Below are 19,600 nucleotides of genomic sequence, written 5' to 3'. Positions count from 1 at the left end.
TTTGGCGCCATTCTCGTCTGCATTACTTGTAGTGATTCATTGCGATGCTTCCGATCGCACCTGAATTGTTTGCAGTGATTACCGGTTTGCTCCTACTGCGTAGAGCACGCTGGCGTGAGGCGGAAGCGTAATCTTCAAAGATTGCACTTCTCCCAAGTTTTGTCTTTGCCACAGATCGCGCACGTTGTGGCTTGAGACAGTAATGCCCAGCTCTTTCCAGCTGTAGGAAATTGTCTGTTCTGTATCAGCGAGGTTGAACACCGCCACATATTCTCTTCCCGCTCCGCCCTGCGCTGTCCAGACAACCGTTGTTGGTGTCTGGATGACTGGACGGTTGCCGCTCGAATGCTGATCGACGGCAATCACTTCGGGGTTCGTCAGCAGCGACTCGGTAGAGCTATCCATTTGTGTGAGATTGGCTCCGAGAATCAGCGGCGAGCGCGCAATCGACCATAGGGTGATCAGCGTGCGCGCTTCATCCTGCGTCAGGCGTGACTGGCGTGGCTTTCCCCATCCCGGTTTGGGGCCGAGATAGCCGAGCGGCAGCATGTCGGCGTCCGGCCAATGGCCCTGCTCGATATGCTGCGACCATGCGGCAAGCTTTGCGAACTGTTTCGTCAGCGATTGCGGAAAGGTGCTCTGATCGTTCTCCGGCCTGCTCCAGATATCCCAGAAGTCGTCTGAGATGCGCCACAGCTCGGCGTATTTGCGCACATCATCTGCCCTCTCGATGGCTGTAGGGCCGGGAGACAGACTGAATACGATAGGCCGTCCGCTCTTGAGGAGCGCAGTGCGCATCATGCGGATCTCGTCCGCTTTGTACGGCTGCGCGATGCAGTCTACCTTGATGAAATCTATGCCCCAACCGGCATAGAGTTTTGCCAGCGAATCGTAGTATGCCTGACCCGCTGCATTGGCCTTCAAGCCATAGTTATCCGAGTTCCAGCGGCAGAGGTCCGATGTATCGGCAGCATCGGCAGCGTGAAACTGTGTTCCTGCGATAGGCAGGTTTTTCGCGACGGCCTCTTTGGGAATGCCGCGAATGATATGAATGCCGAACTTCAGGCCGAGCGAATGTACATAGTCTCCGATGGCCTTCAGGCCTGCATTTCCGGAGCTTGAGGGAAAGCGGTTGGGAGCAGGCAGGTATCGGCCATTGCTGTCCATGGTGTAGCCCTGATCGGCACCCTTTTTGTCGGCGTTTTCGGGACGCTGGAGGTACCAGCCTTCATCGATGACCACATACTTCCAGCCATACTGTTTCAGGTGCCGGTCGAACCATTCGACGTTGGCCTTGAACTGGTCTTCGGTGATCGTCAGGCCATAGGAGTCCCAGCTGTTCCAACCCATGGGCGGCGTGGGCGCGAGCAGCTGCCCCTTCTCTTGCGCTGGAGCTGCGATCGGCGCCACGAGACTGCAAGCCAGAAAGCATACATAAATTAGTTTTCGCATCGGCAAACTTCGCATAAAAGTCGCATTCATTGTACTGAAGGTTCTAAGAGGCGCCGAAGGCGCGTATCGCTGGACGCGAAGTCCTGTATAGTCATATTTCTGGATTCGTTTTTATGCGGGTTTTCATTATTCTTCCAGCAGCAGGGCTTGGCACGCGCATGGCAGCGGGCCAGCCAAAACAATTTCTTGAACTGGCGGGCGTTCCCATTCTGATTCACAGCCTGCGAGCCTTTGCCGAGGTACCGCAGGTAGATTCGATCTATGTAGCCGTGCGCGCCAGTGAGCGGGAGCGCGTCGAAGCGCAGGTGAAAGAATACGGCTTTGCCGGCAAGGTCCGCATTGTGACTGGAGGTGACACACGACAGGAAAGTGTGGCCAACGCGCTCAAGACCATCCAGTGCGCTGATGACGACATCATTCTGGTCCACGATGCAGTGCGTCCGCTGATCGATTCAGCCACTATTGCGCGCACGATTGAAGCAGTTGAGAAACATGGCGCTGCCATTGTTGGCTTGCCTGCAGTGGATACCATCAAGCAGGTCGAGCGCACTGCGGATGGAGCCATTATTACTGCGACGATTCCGCGCGAATACATCGTACAGGCACAGACGCCGCAGGGCTTCCGCTGCGGCCTGCTGAAGCGCGCTTTTGCTGAAGCGATCACCGATGGCTTTGTCGGCACGGATGAAGCCAGCATCGTGGAGCGCGCCGGCGCTCAGGTTGCGGTGGTGATGGGCTCGGCGACTAATCTGAAGATCACGCAGCCCGGCGATCTTGAGCTTGCCGAGTTTTATCTCGCGCATCCGGCTCTGTCGCGCCGCTAGCGCATGCGCCGGCCTTGTACATTAGTAAGAGACAACTATGAGCATGAGAATTGGATACGGCTGGGATTCACACGCCTTCAAACCCGGTGTGCCCCTGAAAATTGGCGGGCTTGCGATCGACCATCCGGAAGGACTTGCGGGCCACTCTGACGGCGATGTGCTGCTGCACGCAATCACCGATGCGCTGCTCGGCGCTGTGTCCGCCGGAGATATAGGCAGCTTCTTTCCTCCGGGCGATCCGCGCTGGAAAGGCGCTGACTCGGCCATCTTCCTGAATCTTGCTCTTGAGGAAATCCAGAACGCGGGCTATCGCATCGTGAACATCGATACGACGCTCGTGCTTGCTGCTCCGAAAATTTCTCCCATTGCCGGAGAATTGCGCGAGCATGTGGCTCAGCTTCTGGATGTGATGCCCTCTGCTGTCGGCATTAAGGCAAAGACGCCGGAAGGGCTCGACTCAGACCATGTAGCGCAGGCCCATGCGGTTGTTCTTTTGGAGAAGGTCGAAGACCCATCCAAACTGAAGAGCATGAGCGCCGTGATCGAGAGCCAGCGTCAACTGGAAGACGTGGTCCGAGACCTGGTGAGCCAGGTGCATGGCGCTCCTGTGCACAAAACGCCTTTCGATACGGAAGACATTACATAGGAAAAAGATGAACCGGAAGCTTGCGCTTGCCTCTCTGCTGCTCGCGGCAACCTCGCTTGCCGCGGCGCAACAGAACAAAGGCGACTGGCTGACTCCTGCAGAGAAATCAGCCTATCGTACTACCCCGGATTACGCCGAATCCACGGCTTATCTGCGGCGCATTGCGGCGGCTGCTCCTCAGCAAGTGAAGATCGAGCCATTTGGCGAAACAGGCGAAGGGCGCGAGCTGGATATTGTCATCGCATCCAAAGATGGCGTATTCGATCCTGCTGCCATTCATGCCGCACACCGGCCCATTGTGCTGGTGCAGAATGGAATTCATTCCGGTGAAATTGAAGGCAAGGACGCATGCCTCGCGCTGTTGCGCGACATGGTGATTACAAAATCGCAGGAACGCTTGCTCGACAATGCCGTTCTTGTCTTCATTCCCATCTATAACGCCGACGGTCATGAGCAACATTCAAAGTATAACCGTATCAATCAGAATGGCCCGGAAGAGATGGGCTGGCGCGCGAATGGCTCAAACCTGAACCTGAACCGCGATTATCTGAAAGCCGATGCGCCGGAAACGCGTGCGTTCCTCAAAATGTTTCATCAATGGCTGCCGGATTTCTTTGTCGATGACCATGTGACGGACGGCGCGGACTATCAATACGACGTTACCTTCACCATCGATGATGGTCCAAATGTCTACAACCCTACTGCGCGATGGATTGATGATGCTGTAACACCATTTCTAGCCAAATCCGTCAATGACAGCGGGCATCTGGCATCTCCGACATACATTACGTTGAACGACGACACCGATCCCGCCAAGGGACTAGGCTTCAACGATGATCCGCCGCGCTTCTCGACCGGCTACATGATTCTTGAAAACCGGCCCGGCATGCTTGTCGAGATGCACATGCTCAAGGACTACAAAACGCGCGTCACCGGCAACTATGAGATTCTGCGCGCGCTGATGGAAGTCGTGAATCGTGATGCGGTGAAGCTCATTCAGCTTAATACTGATGCAGACGCGGATGCTGCGCGTCTTGGGGCGCATCCGCTGGGCAACGTGCAGCTCCCACTCGCGCTGGCGTGGAATGGGCAGACAACGCCGTTTCTCTTTCGCGGATACAAGTACACGCGGCAGTTGAGCGAAGTCTCCGGGATGATGTGGATCCGGTATTCGCACGAGCCGTGGAATGTATCGCTTCCGCTCTCTTCCGGAGTGAAAGTCACTGCGTCTACTGTTCCTCCGGCTGCGTATATCATTCCGCGGCAGTGGACGCATGTCATCGATGTTCTTACTGCGCATCAGGTCGAAATGCAGCGCACAGCTTCGGCATGGACAGGCGAGGTCGAATCTTATCATTGCCATGACATGCAGTGGCAGGGGCCTCCCTTTGAGGGACGCCATCCTATCTTTGCTGGAGAAGGCTCTGGCGCGCAGCCGGGAAAATTCGGCAAATGCGAACTCGCCACCGAGACGAGAACATATCCTGCCGGTTCAATCGTTGTTCCACTCAACCAACGTTTGTCGAAGGTAGCGATCCAGTGGCTCGAACCGCAGGGACCGGACTCGGCAATGGCCTGGGGATTTTTTGACCCGACCTTCGAGCAGAAGGAATACGGAGAAGCTTACGTTCTTGAGAAGCTCTCGCGCGAAATGATGGAGAAAGATCCGAAGCTGAAGGCAGAATTCGAACGGAAGATTGAAAGCGATCCGGCCTTCGCAGCCAATCCTTATGCGCGGCTTGAGTTTTTCTATGAGCATTCGCCCTGGTATGCCGCGAACCATGTGGGTGATTATCCAGTAGGACGGCTCACGAAGCTGGATGGCATTCCAGTCGCGAAGTGACTGCCCAGCGCGGCTTGTAACTCTACTGCTATCCCCGTAGCATCAAAAGTGATTCTCAATTCAAGATGTCAGACACTATAAGCACTCCCCGCGTCCGTTTTGCGCCTTCACCTACCGGCTATCTGCATGTTGGCGGCGCCCGCACTGCTCTTTTCAACTGGCTTTTTGCCCGCCACTTCGGCGGCACCTTCATCCTGCGCATTGAAGACACTGATTTCGAGCGCTCCTCCGAAGAGATGGTCGAAGGCATTCTGGAAGGCATGCGCTGGATCGGCTTGAACTGGGACGAAGGCCCTTTTTATCAATCGAAGCGGCTTGATCTGTATCGCCAGACCGCTGAAAAGCTTCTTTCGAGCGGCCATGCTTATTACTGCTTCTGCACGAAGGAAGAGCTGGAGCAGCGCCGCGCGGAGGCAGTTGCCGCGGGCCGTCCGCCTATGTATGACCGCCGCTGCCGCAGGGTTGATCCTGTCATCGCCGCGCAGCGGAAGGCCTCAGGCGAAGCATGCGCGGTGCGCTTTGCTGTCCCGGAAGAAGGCTCAACCAGTTTTGACGATGCGGTCTTCGGCAAGGTTGAATTTGCGAATGCGGAGATTGAGGATTTCGTGCTGCTGCGTTCGGATGGCATCCCTACTTACCATCTCAGCGTTGTAGCTGACGATATCGACATGCGTTTGACGCACATCATTCGCGGCGCGGACCACATCTCGAATACGCCGAAGCAGGTCTTGCAGTATCAGGCGCTGGGAGCTCCCATGCCTGTGTTTGCGCATGTTCCGCTGATTCTCGGACCAGATAAGACACGTCTCTCGAAGCGTCATGGCGCTACCAGCGTCATTGCCTATAAGGACATGGGCATTGTTCCGGAAGCCTTCAGGAATTTTCTTGCGCTGCTTGGATGGACTCCGGGAGCGGCCCAGAAGGACCGCGAGCTTTTCAGCTCTGAAGAACTGATTCAGCTCTTCTCGCTCGATGGCATCTCGAAATCGAATGCTGTCTTCGATAACGACAAGTTGGCATGGTTCAATACGGAATATATCCGGTCTTATTCTGCGGACAAACTGCTGCCGCTAATCGAAGAGGAATGGAATAAGGCTGGCTTTATTCCGGAAAGGACGAAAGACGAGATTCTCAACACGATCGATCTGGTCAAGCCGCGCGCCCGCAACTTGAAAGACTTCGCCGGAGCTTTTCGGGCATACTTCAGCGACAGCTTTGAATATGATCCTGCCGCAGTTACAAAATTTCTGAAGGATGATGCTGTTCGGGCCTTGCTGGTCGAGCTTGCTGCCCGCTATGAGTCCGCCCCTGAGTTCACCGAGGCTGCGACCGAACAGGTCCTGCGCGCATTCGCTGAAGAAAAAGGAGTCAAGGCCGGAGGGTTGATCAATGGCTCGCGTGTCGCCCTTACTGGACAGGCGGTGGCTCCGAGTTTATTCGCAGTGATGGTGAATCTTGGAAAAGATCGCGTGGTGAATCGGCTGGCCGAGGCGAAGAATATCCTGATTAAAGAACTTCAATAGCCGAAGTTAAAGCATATCCTTCCCTTCACTAACGTTCAGGGTCAGGATGACAGCGTTAGAGATAATGCAGAAGTAAGGCGCGTAAGCTGGACGTGCAGTCCTACTTTGCTACGACATCAATCGCAACCGGCGCTTTTTTAGGTGGGTAGCATGAATTCGCATCGCATGCCTGATAGCGAAGGGCTGCCTGTATCAGATGATCTCCCGGCTGCGCGGTCACCTGAGCGCGCAGCACAAATTCGCCGGTATAGACGCTCAATTTGTCATGCGGGCTGAATGCCGGCGAGTAATCGGTTCCCGGCGGGAAATCGACACTCGCGATCTTGAATCCCTCAGGTTCATTCACGATGAGTTGCGTTGGAATAAAGCTCTTTTCGCGGGGAGTGTGTGAATTGATGTGCATCCCGTTGGCGACGCGGAAGTGCAGTTCCAATGTGTTGGGCTTGCCTGCCGCTACGGTTGTCTGCTCCGGATAGAGGAACTGAACAAACTGATGCTCCTCTGCTTTTGATTGCGCATCAGACTGCCATGCCAGCTTCTGGGCAAATGTCGCAGAGACCGCAACTGCAAAAACGATAAACAGAATTCTCCGCACGGCTATGCGCCTCCGCTTGCGAGGGCCTTCTTGATATCAGCCTCGATATCGTCGCGGTCATGCAGTCCCACGGTGGCGGCAATCACTTTGCCGCTTCGATCGATAAAGAAAGATGTAGGTAGCGCATCGATTCCCTCGTCGCCGCCGTATTTGTGCGAGATTGTGTCGCCATCGATCAGCACCGGGTAATCGATATGCATGTTGTCGACAAACTTGGCAATCTCAGCCTTGTCTTCTGCGTTCTTTTTCTTGTCGTCCTTGTCGAGATCATCGGTCGAGATTCCGAGAATCTCAAAGCCCTGCGGCCCGTACTGCTGGCGCAGCTTGATGAGCCAGGGGGTCTCGACTTTGCATGGCGCGCACCACGTCGCCATGAAATTCACCAACACGGCCTTGCCTTTATAGTTATCGAGCGAAACCTTCTGCCCCTGCAGATTCTCGAGTGCGAAGACAGGAGCAGCCTTGCCTTCGAGAGGTGATTTCTGTTCTTCCTCCGGCGCCTGCGCGGCTGAAGGCGGATTGGCCGGCACGAGCACAGCCTGCATCTGGCGCAGTTTTTCCTGTTCAGCCTTGCGGCGGCGGTAATTGTCTACGCCCGCCCACACCATGAGCACCAGTGTGACCAGAATCAGCAACAAAACTACCTGATTGCGTTTCAAGCTTTGAGACCTTCCTTTGTTGACTACAATTTTAAGGGATGCCGCTGTTACCATCCATTTGGAGCACATGAACAATCACACTCCGGCTGAACTTGTCCGCATTGAAGCCCAGGCGCTGGAAGAACTTGCGGCTCGCCTCGAAGGCTCGATGGCGGCCGATTTTGAGCGCGCCGTTGACCTTATTGTGCAGTGCGGACAATCACGCGGACGCGTCATTGTTACGGGCATGGGCAAAAGCGGCATCATCGCACAGAAGATTGCGGCTACTCTCAGCTCGACCGGAAGCCCGGCGCTGTTTCTTCATCCAGCAGAGGCGGTTCATGGCGATCTTGGCATGGTTGCGCGCGGTGATGTCGTTATTGCGCTCTCGGCGAGTGGCGAGACAGAAGAAATCCTGCGACTGCTTGCGACCATCAAGCGCATTGGCGATGCGCTGATCTGTTTCTGCTGCGATATGAAATCAACGCTTGCGCAGGCCAGCGATGTTGCGCTTGACTGCTGTGTTCAGCAGGAGGCCTGCGGTCTCGGCCTTGCGCCAACCGCATCTACCACGGCCATGCTGGCGCTGGGAGACGCGCTTGCGATTGCTGTCTCTCTGCGCAAAGGGTTTCGCGCGGAGGATTTTGCCGACCTGCACCCCGGCGGAAAGCTGGGCAAGAAGCTCCTGCGCGTTAGCCAGTTGATGCATACCGGTGACGCCATCCCGAAAGTCGGGCTGGAAACGCCGATGAGCGCGGTGATTTATGAGATGTCGCGCAAAGGCCTCGGTGTAACGACGGTCGAAGATAACAACAGACTCGCAGGCATTATCAGCGATGGCGACCTTCGCCGTCTGCTCGAACACGAAGGCGCGCAAACGCTTGAAAAAAATGCAGGCGAGGCCATGAACTCTTCGCCAAAGACGATCCACGCAGATGAGTTTGCGGTGCAGGCTCTGCGGATCATGGAAGAGAAGAAGATTACTTCTCTGATCGTTGTGGATGAGGCGCATCGTATTGAGGGCGTCGTTCATCTGCATGACTTGTGGGAGACGGAGCTGATCTAACGCATGATTCTGAAAATTACCAGCGCCGGGAATCCGATTTTACGCGAGAAAGCCCGTGCACTTACTCCGGAAGAGATTCGCAGCTCGTGGATTCAGGATATGATCGCGCACATGCGCGATACGATGCACGATGCTCCGGGTGTGGGGCTTGCCGCGCCGCAGATCGGCCAGTCGCTACAACTGGCCGTGATTGAGGACAAGAGCGAGTATTACAAGAATCTGAGCGATGCCGAGCTGCACGAGCGCGAACGCAAGCCAGTTCCCTTTCGCGTCATCATCAATCCGCAGATCGAATTGCTCTCGCCTCCCGAAGTTGCTTTTCACGAAGGCTGCCTGAGCCTTCCCGGATTCATGGCGATTGTGCCCCGCGCGCGGAAAGTCCGCGTCACATGCCTGGATGAGCATGGCTCTTCCAAAGTCATTGAAGCCAGCGGATGGTATGCGCGCATCCTGCAGCATGAGATCGATCATCTTCATGGCCATCTCTATATCGACCGTATGCAGAGTGAGACATTTTCAACGCTTGAGAACTATCAGCGATACTGGAAGAAATAAGGCCGCAGCGTAACACTCTCGATCATGCGCATTCTTCACGTTATCCCTACGACTGACCGCGCCAGTGGCGGCCCCGCTGAAGGATTGCGCGGCATTCTGACTGGATATGAGCGTCTTGGCTGCAACGCTGAAGTTGTTTCGAATGATTCTCCTGATAATCAGCACTCCACTGATATTCAGGTACCGCTGCATCCCATCGGCCCCGTGAAAAGCGTTTTCGGGTATAATTCCCGATTCGTGCCGTGGCTGCGGGAAAATTACAACCGCTTCGATGGAGTTGTTGCGCATGGCATCTGGCAATATCCAGCGCTTGTGACGCGGCGTGTAGTTCGCGGCAAAAGACCTTATCTTGTTTTCACTCATGGAATGCTCGACCCATGGTTTCGCGATGCTTATCCGTTGAAGCATCTGAAAAAATATCCTTACTGGCTTCTTGCTTTGCATCCGATACTGCGCGACGCGAAGCGCGTTCTCTACACATCAGAGCTGGAACAGGAGCTGGCACCGAAATCCTTCAGCCCGTTTCAGTGTCATGGTGAGGTGGTTCCTTACGGAACATTGCCTCCGGAGGACATTCCCGAAACTTCCAGTGAGGCCTTTTATCAACTTTGCCCTGGAGTGAAGGGGCGCAGGTTTCTGCTATTCATTGCGCGTCTCCATGAGAAGAAGGGCTGCGATCTTCTGCTTGAAGCCTTTGCAGATGTTTGCAAGCAGGAGTCGAATCTCGATCTGGTGATGGCTGGGCCAGACAGCGTTGGGCTGAAAGCAAAACTTGAAACCATGGCGCGGGAGTTCGGAATTGCGGAGCGCATTCACTGGCCCGGAATGCTGAAGGACCATGCCAAGTGGGGGGCGTTCCGCGACTGTGAGGCATTTGTGCTGCCTTCGCACCAGGAGAACTTCGGCATTGCCGTCGCTGAAGCCATGGCCTGCGAGCGTCCGGTGCTCATCACCAACAAGGTCAATATCTGGCCGGACATTGTTCAGAGCCGATCGGGCCTGGTGGAAGATGACACTCTGGATGGAATCAGGTTGCTGCTCAAAAATTTCCTGCAATTGAGCGTGAGTGAAAAAGCTGCTATGGGGAAGAATGGCGCTGCCTTCTTTCAGGCCCACTACAACTCGCTTGAAACAGCGGCGGCCATTCAACGAATCCTTTCGACATAACGGCGCATCGCCATCCATCCAGAGAGGCAGCTAGAATAGGGTAATCATCTTCATCTGACTTTTGAGAAAGCACGTTCATGCATCGTTGGTCCAGGATTTTTGTTCCTACACTTCGTGAGGCTCCGGCAGACGCCGAAGTTGCCAGCCACAAGTTCCTTGTCCGCTCGGGCTATATCCGTCAGCTCGGAGCAGGCATCTACTCCTATCTTTTTCTCGGGCAGCGCTCGATCAACAAGATTATCGGCATTGTGCGCGAAGAGATGGACAAGATCGGCCAGGAATTCCTGTTGCCTGCGATCCAGCCATCCGATCTCTGGGAAGAGAGCGGACGCTGGACCATCATGGGCCAGAACATGTTTCGCATGCAGGACCGCAGGGGCGCGTGGCTCTGCCTGGGCATGACGCATGAAGAAGTGATGACCTCGATTGCGCGCAACGAGATCAGAAGCTACAAGCAGCTGCCGCAGATCTGGTATCAGATTCAGACGAAGTTCCGCGACGAGCCGCGCCCGAAATCAGGTCTGCTGCGCGTGCGCCAGTTCATCATGAAGGACAGCTACTCCTTCGATCTGGATGCTGCCGGGCTTGACAAGAGTTTCGACCTGCATGACCAGGCCTACCGAGCCATCTTTACGCGCTGTGGTTTGAATTTCGTCGCTGTTGAAGCTGACTCCGGAGCGATGGGGGGAACGCAGTCGCAGGAGTTCATGGTCTACACCGATGCGGGTGAAGACCTGATCGCGAGCTGCGCGAAATGTCATTACGCGGCGAACCTGGAGAAGGCTACCTCGCGGCTGGCTCCGATTACCGAGCTTGCCCCAACGGGCGATGGCAAGCCGGAGCTTGTGCACACTCCCGGCATTGCTGCGGTTGCCGATGTAGCGAAGTTCTTCAATATTTCCGAAGCGCAGGACATCAAGTGCGTCGCCTACATGGGGGAGACAAAGGGCGAGAAAGGCAAGTCTGCCTGGGTTCCTGTTGTTGTCTTCCTGCGCGGCGATCATCAGGTGAACGAGACCAAGCTGCTTGGACTCACCAAGACATCCGACCTGCGCACGATGCAGCCCGATGAGCTTGAAAAATACATTCATGGACCCGCGGGCTTCCTTGGACCGATCGGCATTGAAACGGCAAAGGAGCTTCTGGATGGCGGAGTCAATGTCATCCTCGATATCGCACTCGAAGACCGCGAGAACATGGTGTGCGGAGCCAACAAGCTTGACTACCATTTCCGCAACGTTACGCCAAAACGCGACTTCAAATGGACAGTCGCTGCGGATGTGCGAAACGTCATCGAAGGCGAGGGCTGCCCTCAATGCGGCAATCCGCTGAAGGTCGCCAAGGCTGTTGAAATCGGGCACATCTTCAAGCTCGGCAAACGGTATACGGAAAGCATGGGCGCGCGCGTGCTCGACCCCAACGGCAAGGAAGTGACGCCGATCATGGGCAGCTACGGCATTGGTATCGAACGCATCCTGACCTCCTGCATCGAGCAGAACCATGATGACAAGGGCTTCTGGCTGCCGCGTTCGATTGCTCCATTTGAGGTGGTTGTCACCATCACCAATGCGACGGATGCCAACCTGGCCGCTACGGGCGAGCGTATCGCTGCCGATCTTGAAGCAGCTGGCTTCGATGTGGTGCTCGATGACCGCGATGAACGAGCAGGCGTCAAGTTCAAGGATGCGGACCTCGTCGGCATTCCCTATCGCGTTAACGTGGGCAAGAAAATTGCCGAGGGCAAGGTCGAAATTGCGACCCGCTCCACGTCATCCAGCGAGGATGTTGCCATCGACGATGTGGTTGCCGCGCTGCAAAATACGCCAGTCACTGCTTAGCTATACAGTCCCGGTGAGCGGGATACAGGCCGTTCGAACATATAGTTTCGGACGGCCTGAGTTTTTTGCGTACATTTGACTCGCCCAAAACCTGCCTGCCGCGTTATCTTCTAGAGGTCAGACCACAGGAGACCTCGCCATGCAGAGACAGCGCCGTGACTTTCTGAAATATGTAACCGTGGGAGCAGCCGGAGCGCTTGCTCCCGTCAGCATTGGCGCCCAGGCAGCTTCTTCCGCTGCGCCACAGGGCAGCATTTATGACGTTCGCGCTTTCGGAGCGAAGGGCGATGGTAAAACTATCGACTCACCGGCCATCAATAAGACGATTGACGCTGCGGCCAATGCCGGCGGCGGGACTGTTCTCTTCCCTGCGGGAACGTACAACTCTTTCTCTATCCATCTCAAAAGCAATATTGCGCTTTACCTGCTGCAGGGCGCGACTATTCTGGCTGCGGAGACGCCGGCCAGTGGCAATGAAGGGTACGATCCGGCTGAGCCGAACGCACCCTGGGAAAATTACCAGGACTACGGGCACAATCACTGGCACAACAGCCTTATCTGGGGTGAGAGCCTGCACGATGTTTCGATCTATGGCCCGGGCCTTATCTGGGGCAAGGGCTTAAGCCGTGGAGGCCGGGAAGAGCCACGCGCCGAGGAGCCGCGCGTCGGCAACAAGGCCATCGCGCTTAAGAACTGCCGCAATGTCATCCTGAAGGACTTCTCCATTCTTAAGGGTGGGCACTTCGGAATTCTCGCTACCGGCGTCGACAACCTGACCATCGACAACCTGAAGATCGATACCGACCGCGACGGCATGGATATTGATTGCTGCAAGAACGTCCGTGTCTCGAATTGCAGCGTCAACTCGCCGTGGGATGACGCCATCTGCCCCAAGAGCTCGTTTTCACTGGGATATGCGCGCGCTACGGAAAACGTCACCATCACGAACTGCTACGTCAGCGGCAGCTATGAACTGGGAACGCTGCTGGACGGCACCTTCAAGAAGTTTGCTCCCGACTTCAGGGTTCCGCGAACCGGGCGGATCAAATGCGGCACGGAATCGAATGGCGGATTCAAGAACATCACTGTTTCGAACTGCGTCTTCGAGGGCTGCAATGGGCTTGCACTCGAAAGTGAAGACGGCGCGCTGGTGGAGGACATTGCCATCACCAACATCACGATGCGCGATATCTCGGGCGCTCCCATCTTCATCCGCCTGGGCAGCCGCATGCGCGGGCCACAGGGTGTGCCGGTTGGCGATGCGAAGCGCATTCTCATCAGCAACATTGTCAGCTACAACTCCGCTTCGAAGTTTGCGGCGATTGTCAGCGGCATTCCCGATCATCCGATTACCGACCTCAAGTTCAGCAATATTTATCTGCATCACCAGGGCGGAGGAACGGCGGAGATGGCGGCTTTGCAGGTTCCGGAGAAGGAGAATGCCTATCCTGATCCGCACATGTTCGGGCCGCTGCCGGCGCATGGCTTCTACTTGCGACATGTGAACAATGTGGAGCTGACGAATGTGGAAATTGTGGCGGCCGCGCCCGATGCCCGTCCGGCCTTTGTGCTGGACGATGTGCATGAGGCAGATTTCTTCCGGATCAAAGCGCCGGTGAATGGAGGGGCTCCGGTATTTCGGCTGCACAGGGTTTCGGAATTTCGTGTCTTCGGCAGCCCGAAGATCAAGGACAAGACGGTCAGTTCGGCAGAAACGGAAGCATTCTGAACTTCTTCACCACAGAGGACACAGAGAGCACAGAGGCCATCTCTCAAAAGAAACAGGTTCAACTGCGATGCCGTGCGATGACTTCGTCGTACCTGTCTTCGAGCAGGCGGGTCTGCTGTTCCAGGTCAAAACAGGCATCCATATACTGCTTCCCCATCGCACTGGCGCGCTGCCACGCGGCATCTTCATGGAGCAGACAGGCAATCTCTTCGGCGAGCCCTGTTTCGTCCCGCTCGCGCGGCATCTCGCTGCGCCTCTCCACGGGCAGGGCTTCGAGGACTCCCTGGGTTGCGAAAGCGACAACGGGCAGCCCCAGTGACTGCGCTTCGCAGATAACTGTAGGCAGGCCTTCTTCATCGCCGTCCGCTGCGCGGACGCTGGGAGCTACGAGGACGCGCGCCTGCCGCATCCACTGCTTCACTTCAGCATGAGGCCGATGACCGAGAAACTTGATCCTTTCGTGCCATGGCCCGGCTTCACGCTCGAGCATTGCCCGCAATGGGCCGTCTCCAATGACGACGAGCTGCGCGTCCGGGACTCTATTCAAGACCAGCGGCATGGAGCGGATGAGATGCACGCACCCTTTCTTCTCGACCAGTCTGCCGACGAACAGAATGATGGGTTTTGTATGAGGATAATCCTGAGTAGCGGCATCTTCTTTTCTGGTACCGATGCGGTGCACGCATAACTTCTCCTGCGGGAATCCCCGCTCGATGGCGCGCTGACGGACGTGCTCCGATACGGGGAGGAAGAGGCTCGCGTATTGCCACATTTCTTCCTTCCGCCTCAGATAGGCGCGTGTGGTCGGCAGCCGACGAAAGTCCTTCTCGTCGCAGGAGACGTCATAGCCATGCAGTGTGACGATCAGGGGCACTCCGAGGCGCTTGGCGACAGGCAGGACGGCGCAGGCGTCGATGGCAAAGTGAGCGTGGATGATTTCCGCCTGATGGGTGGCGCTTGTTCTCAGGAATTGATTGGCATACCCGGTGAGGAGGAAGGCACGGCGGCGGGTCTTTTCTTTCCAGCTATCGGGCCCGGATACCAGAGTGACAGGATGCGGTTCGAGGTCAAGGCTGGGAGCGATGCGCCTGACTCCGGCAAATACGGGCTGGAAACGCTGCAGGGCGTTTACCTGCGAAAGGATGAACGTCTCCGACAGGTTGAGGAGTTCGTTGCGGTAGACAAGGACTTTGCGCATGGTGTTAGACCGGATCCAGTTCTGCAAAAAATCAACCGCCAAGACGCCAAGTACCGCAAAGAAGCTGCGTTGCCTCATTGCGTTGTGCGGACCAGAGAAGGCGCTGCGCCCTGTGCTCTGCTGCAAGTATCTCGATGTCTGCGATAACTGCTACGTAGACGACCCAGAACAATCCGTTGAAAGTAAGCAGTGTGTTTTCGTCTAGGTCGTAGAGCACGGCGAGGACGAGCACAAAAAGCATCCATGAGCATTCAGATATTCTGCGGTGGAGCATCAGGGGCCATAGCTTTTTCCATGCACGCGCGTAGCTCAGGACAAAGAGCAGCAGGCCGGCTGCGCCGAGTTCCAGCCATATTTCGAGAAAGCCATTGTGGGCGTGGAAGATGACGAACTTGAGCGCAAGCACGACGTTATAGGATTCGCCCTTCATGCCGCGCCAGAAGGCGGCGAATCCATAACCAAGCAAGGGATGCTTGACGATTGCTATCCAGACCTGGCTCCAGATCGTCGTTCGTCCGGTGAGCGTGGCATCCCGGCCAAGCAGTGTGGCGAGCAGCGGGAAGTATATCCATGCGGCGACTATGGCAACAATCGCAGTTGCGGCGGCTGTGCACATCAGCACCATGCGTAATCCAGGCGTGGAGCGCGCGATGATGCCTGACAGCAGCCAGCAGACGAGCAGCGCGCCTTCAATGACCCACGCACCGCGCGTGCCGCTCATGATCAGCACAAACAGAAACACTACGAGGCAAACTAAGCGATAAGGATTGAGGCGCCCCGAGGCCAGGATGGCGGCGGTGCCGAAAACCATGGCGCGGCCGCAGGCATTCTTCTGCGTGAAGATGCCCTGCCAATTGCCGAAGTGTCCGGTGGATGCTTCGAGTCCGATCGACGGGAAGAATACTGCGACCACTGCGCTTGCCAAAGCGGCGAACAACATCGTTGCGCAAAAAATGGACAGCTGACGCCGAAGAGGATAGCGTGCGGCAAAGTATAGCCCGAAGAGCGTAGCCAGCGTGAACGGAATGGCACGCCGGGCTGTCATCATGGCATCCTGCGACCATAGAGCTGAAAGAAGCGCGAGCACTGCAACTGCAGCTGTCCACTGCAAGGCAAAGACCAGGCGGTAGAGCCTGCGCCACTGGTGCAGGAGCAGAAGCACGATGACGCCATCGACCATAACCTGAGATACGATGCCGGCGGTCTTTGTAAATCCGGATGCCGCGGTGTTGGTCATCTCATTGGCCTGATTGGGAGCAATGCCGGGTATGGCTCCCTGCATGGCGAAGAATGCAAGTATGCAGGCACATATGACTTCGGCTATTTCTATTCGCTCAACGTACTGCATAGATCGCTGCGGAACTGGTGGACGACACGATGCCGGATGCGCCGAGCACGACATTCTTCGCCATGCTGAAGGGGACATAAATCACATCATCGGCCTCAAGCTGCATGTCGGGTTTTTTGCCGCTCTCGATGTCTTTGAGCGGAAGGACCTGCTCCTGATAGCTGCCGTTGGTTTTGCGGATGAGGCGAGTCGCGTCTTCCTTTGCGGAACGATTCGCTGCAGCCATGGCAATGACCTGCAGCAGCGTCAGGCTTGAATCCTCCTTCATCACATATCCGCCAGGCCGCGCGACATCGCCGAGCACATAGACCACCCCGGCTTTGGGCACGATGACTGTGTCTCCTGGAGATACGATCACGGATGCATGCAGCATATCCCCTGCATTGTTGGGCAGGAATGCGGTGATGGCACCGCTTTTATCTGCCTTCTGTATGGTGATGTGGCGATCTGCGATTTCAGTCAATCCGCCGGCAAGCGAAAGCACATCGAGCAGACTGCGCGGCGTGGCGAGCGGGACCACTCCTGGCTTGTTGACCTGCCCCAGGACTGACACGCCTTGTGTCGCGAATTCTTCGACGAGCACAGTGACCTGCGGATGGTTGAGATATTGTCCCTGGACGTAAGCCTGCGCGATTACGCCAGCGGCTTTACCGGGAGTCAGGCCGGAGACTTTCACCGTGCCTGCGAGGTTGAGGTCGATCTCGCCTGAATCCTTTACGCGGATGTGTTGCTCGAGGTCAGGCTCGCGAAAGACGGTGACATGCAACAGGTCGCCGGGGCCGATCAGAAGACTCTCATTGCTCTGGGCCTGGCTCTGGCCGGGAGCGGGACAGGCAAGGCAGAACAGGATTGCAGAAAGAACGAGGCTAAACGCGCGCTTCATGGAACCCCTCTTCCGCGTTGTAAGTGCGGCCGCGATATCCGTAATAGTCGTAGAAATCGGAAGAGTGGTCAGGCACGGCATTGAGCACCATGCCCAGCACGACGCTCTCCTGCGTCTGCGTGCGAATCGTGCGATAGGCTCGCTCCACGGACTTCTTTCTTGTCGCTCCATGCCTGGTGACCAGCAGAATCGCATCGCATTGCTGCGCGAGCACGACCGAGTCAGCAACAGGCAACACAGGAGGGCAATCGAGCACGATGAAGTCGTACTCATATCTCCACTGTGCAAGCATCTCCCGCATCCTGCGGGAGCCAAGAAATTCGGCAGGAAATGGCGGCACCGGGCCTCCGCACAGGACAGATAGATTCGGCAGCGCCTCCATGCGCTGCGGCTTTGGATGGCTTGCATCGCTTGAAAGAGCTGTGCTCAATCCGTGCTCGTTGGACAGGCCCACGCGCTGGTGAAGCACGGGGCGCCGCATATCGGCATCCACCAGCAGGACGCGGGCCCCCTGCTGCGCCAGCGATGCAGCCAGGTTCAGCGAGATGGTGCTCTTGCCTTCTCCTGCGCCCGGGCTGGTGATGAGCACTACCTGCGGTGGGCCGCCGCTACGCGAGATCATCAATGAAGTGCGCAGCATACGCAGCGATTCTGCAAATGGGCTGTCGATATAGCTGACGGTTGCGATTTGTCTACCTTCCGCGGCTCGATTGGACTGTGCCTTCCTTCGAATGTATGGCTGGCGTGACCGGCTGGCCATGTCGGGAATGAGCCCAAGCACTGGAGCGCTGGTCAGGTGCTCTACTTCTTCAAGTGCGCGCACTTTGTTGTCGGTTTTCTCCCGGAAGAAGGCAGCTCCTGTTCCAAAGAGCAACCCGGCGGCCACGGCGGCTGCATAGTAGAGCAGAAGGTTAGGGCTCTTCGGGCGGCTGGGCGGCGGCACACGCGCGGGATTCACGACTGTGATGTTTGTAGAGCGCAGACCTTCGAGAACGCCTGCCTGCTTCAATTTCGCGAGCAGGCCTTCATACACCTGGCGGCTGCCGTCAGCCTCCTGCTTGGCGAGAACAAAAGCCATGGCTTTATCATTCATGTCATTCGCCAGCGCCTTTTGCTGTTCAAATGCGCTGCGCGCCGAGGTCTCAGCATGCTGGGCTATTTCGTAGTCGGTGCGCGCTCGCTCACCGATGCGATGGACTTCATCATGGATGGACTTCTCGATGCCGCCAAGTTCAGCCTGCAGCTCGGCGATGCGCGGATATTGTGGGCCGTAGCGGATTCGATCCTGGTCAAGCTCGGTCTTCACTGTTGCTTCCTGCGCGCGGAGACTCTGGATCAAACCCAGAGAATTGGCCATGGACGCGACCGCGCCGGCGGAGTTTCCGCTCAGGCCGGAGATCAATTCCGGATCGCCGCTGCTGGCAACACGATAGACAGACTCCTTGAGAATGCGGTTTGATTCTGCTTCAGCGAGCGTGCCGTTCAGCGCTTCGAGCCGCGCAAGCACCACGTTGTGCGATGCATCGTCGCCGAACATTCCTGTGTTGCGCTCGAGAGACATGGCTTTTGTCTGCAACGTCTCTGTCTGCCGGCGCAGATCGTCAAGCTGCGAGGTAAGCCAGTTCGAGGCCTGCGCTGTGGCGGTGAAGCGCGCCTGGTAGGAGTAATCCATGAGCGCCGCGATCAGATGATTGACCACATCGGCGGCGAGCTGGGGATCAGGGTTGGAGTAGCTGATATTGATGAGCCGCGTGCCGGTAATGGGCTCGACTTTTAAATGAGAAGCAAAAATCTTGAGCGCTGTATATCTGCGGTCTGGCGCTTTGTCGATCGGGATGGTCAGCGGTTCGACTGGCTTTTTCCAAAAGGGGCGGATTCCGGAGTTCGCCTTTGCTGAAGGGAAGAAGTCTTTTGTAGGTTCAAGATGCAGCTCCTTGATGACCTGCAGGGCCAGCGAATCGGAAGTAAGGATGTTCGCCTCGGTTTGCAAAGTGATGTTGTAGTCGAGCGCGTCGGAGGCCGAGTCGGCGGCATCGCCCATCACGCTCGCATCGAGACCGAAAGCGCCCATGCTCTCTTTTTGTATCTGAACCTGTCCAGTGGCCTGATATCGCCGTGTGGCAATGATGCAATAGATCGTTGTGAGGACGAGAAAGGCTGTGAAGATGCTGAGTAGAATTCCGCGACGGCGCCGCGCTACAGAGAATACCGAGCCCAGTGATAATGCTTCATCGTGCATGGCACGGAGGTCGGTGAGTTCCGTCAATCGAGCTGGCATCGTGGTCATGGGACCCC

General features: G+C 56.5%; 16 protein-coding genes. 9 read left to right on the top strand and 7 right to left on the bottom strand.

Features of this window, described 5'->3' with window-relative positions:
- Positions 1-78: 78 nt before the first annotated feature.
- Positions 79-1,410, bottom strand: a complete 1,332-nt coding sequence (locus tag AC5S16_RS16260) for a glycoside hydrolase family 27 protein (RefSeq protein ID WP_493931148.1) — start codon at positions 1,408-1,410, stop codon at positions 79-81.
- Between the two features lie 155 nt (positions 1,411-1,565).
- Between AC5S16_RS16260 and ispD the strand changes: the two genes are divergently transcribed.
- From ispD to gltX, 4 genes are all read left to right on the top strand, one after another.
- Positions 1,566-2,276: a 2-C-methyl-D-erythritol 4-phosphate cytidylyltransferase gene (gene ispD / locus AC5S16_RS16255; RefSeq protein ID WP_493931147.1), complete on the top strand. Its 711-nt coding sequence runs from the start codon at positions 1,566-1,568 to the stop codon at positions 2,274-2,276.
- A 37-nt stretch (positions 2,277-2,313) separates the two neighbouring features.
- Complete coding sequence (gene ispF / locus AC5S16_RS16250) at positions 2,314-2,922, top strand: 2-C-methyl-D-erythritol 2,4-cyclodiphosphate synthase (RefSeq protein ID WP_493931146.1); 609 nt, start codon at positions 2,314-2,316, stop codon at positions 2,920-2,922.
- A gap of 7 nt (positions 2,923-2,929) precedes the next feature.
- Positions 2,930-4,765 carry a M14 family metallopeptidase gene (locus AC5S16_RS16245; RefSeq protein ID WP_493931145.1) on the top strand — a complete coding sequence of 612 codons (1,836 nt, stop codon included), beginning with the start codon at positions 2,930-2,932 and terminating at the stop codon, positions 4,763-4,765.
- A 65-nt stretch (positions 4,766-4,830) separates the two neighbouring features.
- A complete protein-coding gene (gltX, locus tag AC5S16_RS16240) occupies positions 4,831-6,288 on the top strand; it encodes a glutamate--tRNA ligase (RefSeq protein ID WP_493931144.1) in 1,458 nt (485 codons plus the stop codon).
- A gap of 100 nt (positions 6,289-6,388) precedes the next feature.
- On the opposite strand, the gene AC5S16_RS16235 is transcribed toward gltX, so the two are convergent.
- A complete protein-coding gene (locus AC5S16_RS16235) occupies positions 6,389-6,883 on the bottom strand; it encodes a protein-disulfide reductase DsbD N-terminal domain-containing protein (protein ID WP_493931143.1) in 495 nt (164 codons plus the stop codon).
- 2 nt (positions 6,884-6,885) lie between these two features.
- Positions 6,886-7,542 (bottom strand): TlpA family protein disulfide reductase, encoded by a 657-nt coding sequence (locus tag AC5S16_RS16230; protein WP_493931142.1) that lies wholly within the window; start codon positions 7,540-7,542, stop codon positions 6,886-6,888.
- Positions 7,543-7,609: 67 nt separating this feature from the next.
- Between AC5S16_RS16230 and AC5S16_RS16225 the strand changes: the two genes are divergently transcribed.
- The 5 genes from AC5S16_RS16225 (at position 7,610) to AC5S16_RS16205 (ending at position 13,876) form a co-directional block, all read left to right on the top strand.
- Complete coding sequence (locus tag AC5S16_RS16225) at positions 7,610-8,587, top strand: KpsF/GutQ family sugar-phosphate isomerase (RefSeq protein WP_493931141.1); 978 nt, start codon at positions 7,610-7,612, stop codon at positions 8,585-8,587.
- A 3-nt stretch (positions 8,588-8,590) separates the two neighbouring features.
- Positions 8,591-9,142 carry a peptide deformylase gene (def, locus tag AC5S16_RS16220; RefSeq protein ID WP_493931140.1) on the top strand — a complete coding sequence of 184 codons (552 nt, stop codon included), beginning with the start codon at positions 8,591-8,593 and terminating at the stop codon, positions 9,140-9,142.
- Positions 9,143-9,166: 24 nt separating this feature from the next.
- Positions 9,167-10,309, top strand: a complete 1,143-nt coding sequence (locus AC5S16_RS16215) for a glycosyltransferase (RefSeq protein ID WP_493931139.1) — start codon at positions 9,167-9,169, stop codon at positions 10,307-10,309.
- 77 nt (positions 10,310-10,386) lie between these two features.
- Positions 10,387-12,147 carry a proline--tRNA ligase gene (locus AC5S16_RS16210; RefSeq protein ID WP_493931138.1) on the top strand — a complete coding sequence of 587 codons (1,761 nt, stop codon included), beginning with the start codon at positions 10,387-10,389 and terminating at the stop codon, positions 12,145-12,147.
- A gap of 139 nt (positions 12,148-12,286) precedes the next feature.
- Positions 12,287-13,876: a rhamnogalacturonidase gene (locus tag AC5S16_RS16205; RefSeq protein ID WP_493931137.1), complete on the top strand. Its 1,590-nt coding sequence runs from the start codon at positions 12,287-12,289 to the stop codon at positions 13,874-13,876.
- Positions 13,877-13,934: 58 nt separating this feature from the next.
- Here the strand turns inward: AC5S16_RS16205 and AC5S16_RS16200 are convergent, their stop codons facing one another.
- Genes AC5S16_RS16200 through AC5S16_RS16185 form a run of 4 tightly spaced genes read right to left on the bottom strand, consistent with a single transcriptional unit; the run spans position 13,935 to position 19,592 of the window.
- Positions 13,935-15,074 carry a glycosyltransferase gene (locus tag AC5S16_RS16200; protein WP_493931136.1) on the bottom strand — a complete coding sequence of 380 codons (1,140 nt, stop codon included), beginning with the start codon at positions 15,072-15,074 and terminating at the stop codon, positions 13,935-13,937.
- 31 nt (positions 15,075-15,105) lie between these two features.
- Positions 15,106-16,422 (bottom strand): O-antigen ligase family protein, encoded by a 1,317-nt coding sequence (locus AC5S16_RS16195; RefSeq protein WP_493931135.1) that lies wholly within the window; start codon positions 16,420-16,422, stop codon positions 15,106-15,108.
- Positions 16,409-17,305 (bottom strand): polysaccharide biosynthesis/export family protein, encoded by an 897-nt coding sequence (locus AC5S16_RS16190; RefSeq protein ID WP_493931134.1) that lies wholly within the window; start codon positions 17,303-17,305, stop codon positions 16,409-16,411. Before AC5S16_RS16190 ends, AC5S16_RS16195 begins: the two co-directional genes overlap by 14 nt.
- Positions 17,289-19,592: a GumC family protein gene (locus tag AC5S16_RS16185; protein ID WP_493931133.1), complete on the bottom strand. Its 2,304-nt coding sequence runs from the start codon at positions 19,590-19,592 to the stop codon at positions 17,289-17,291. Before AC5S16_RS16185 ends, AC5S16_RS16190 begins: the two co-directional genes overlap by 17 nt.
- Positions 19,593-19,600: the final 8 nt, after the last annotated feature.

The organism is Acidobacterium sp. FHG110202_01 (assembly GCF_059115305.1).
This window is presented reverse-complemented; position numbering and strand designations above follow the sequence as displayed.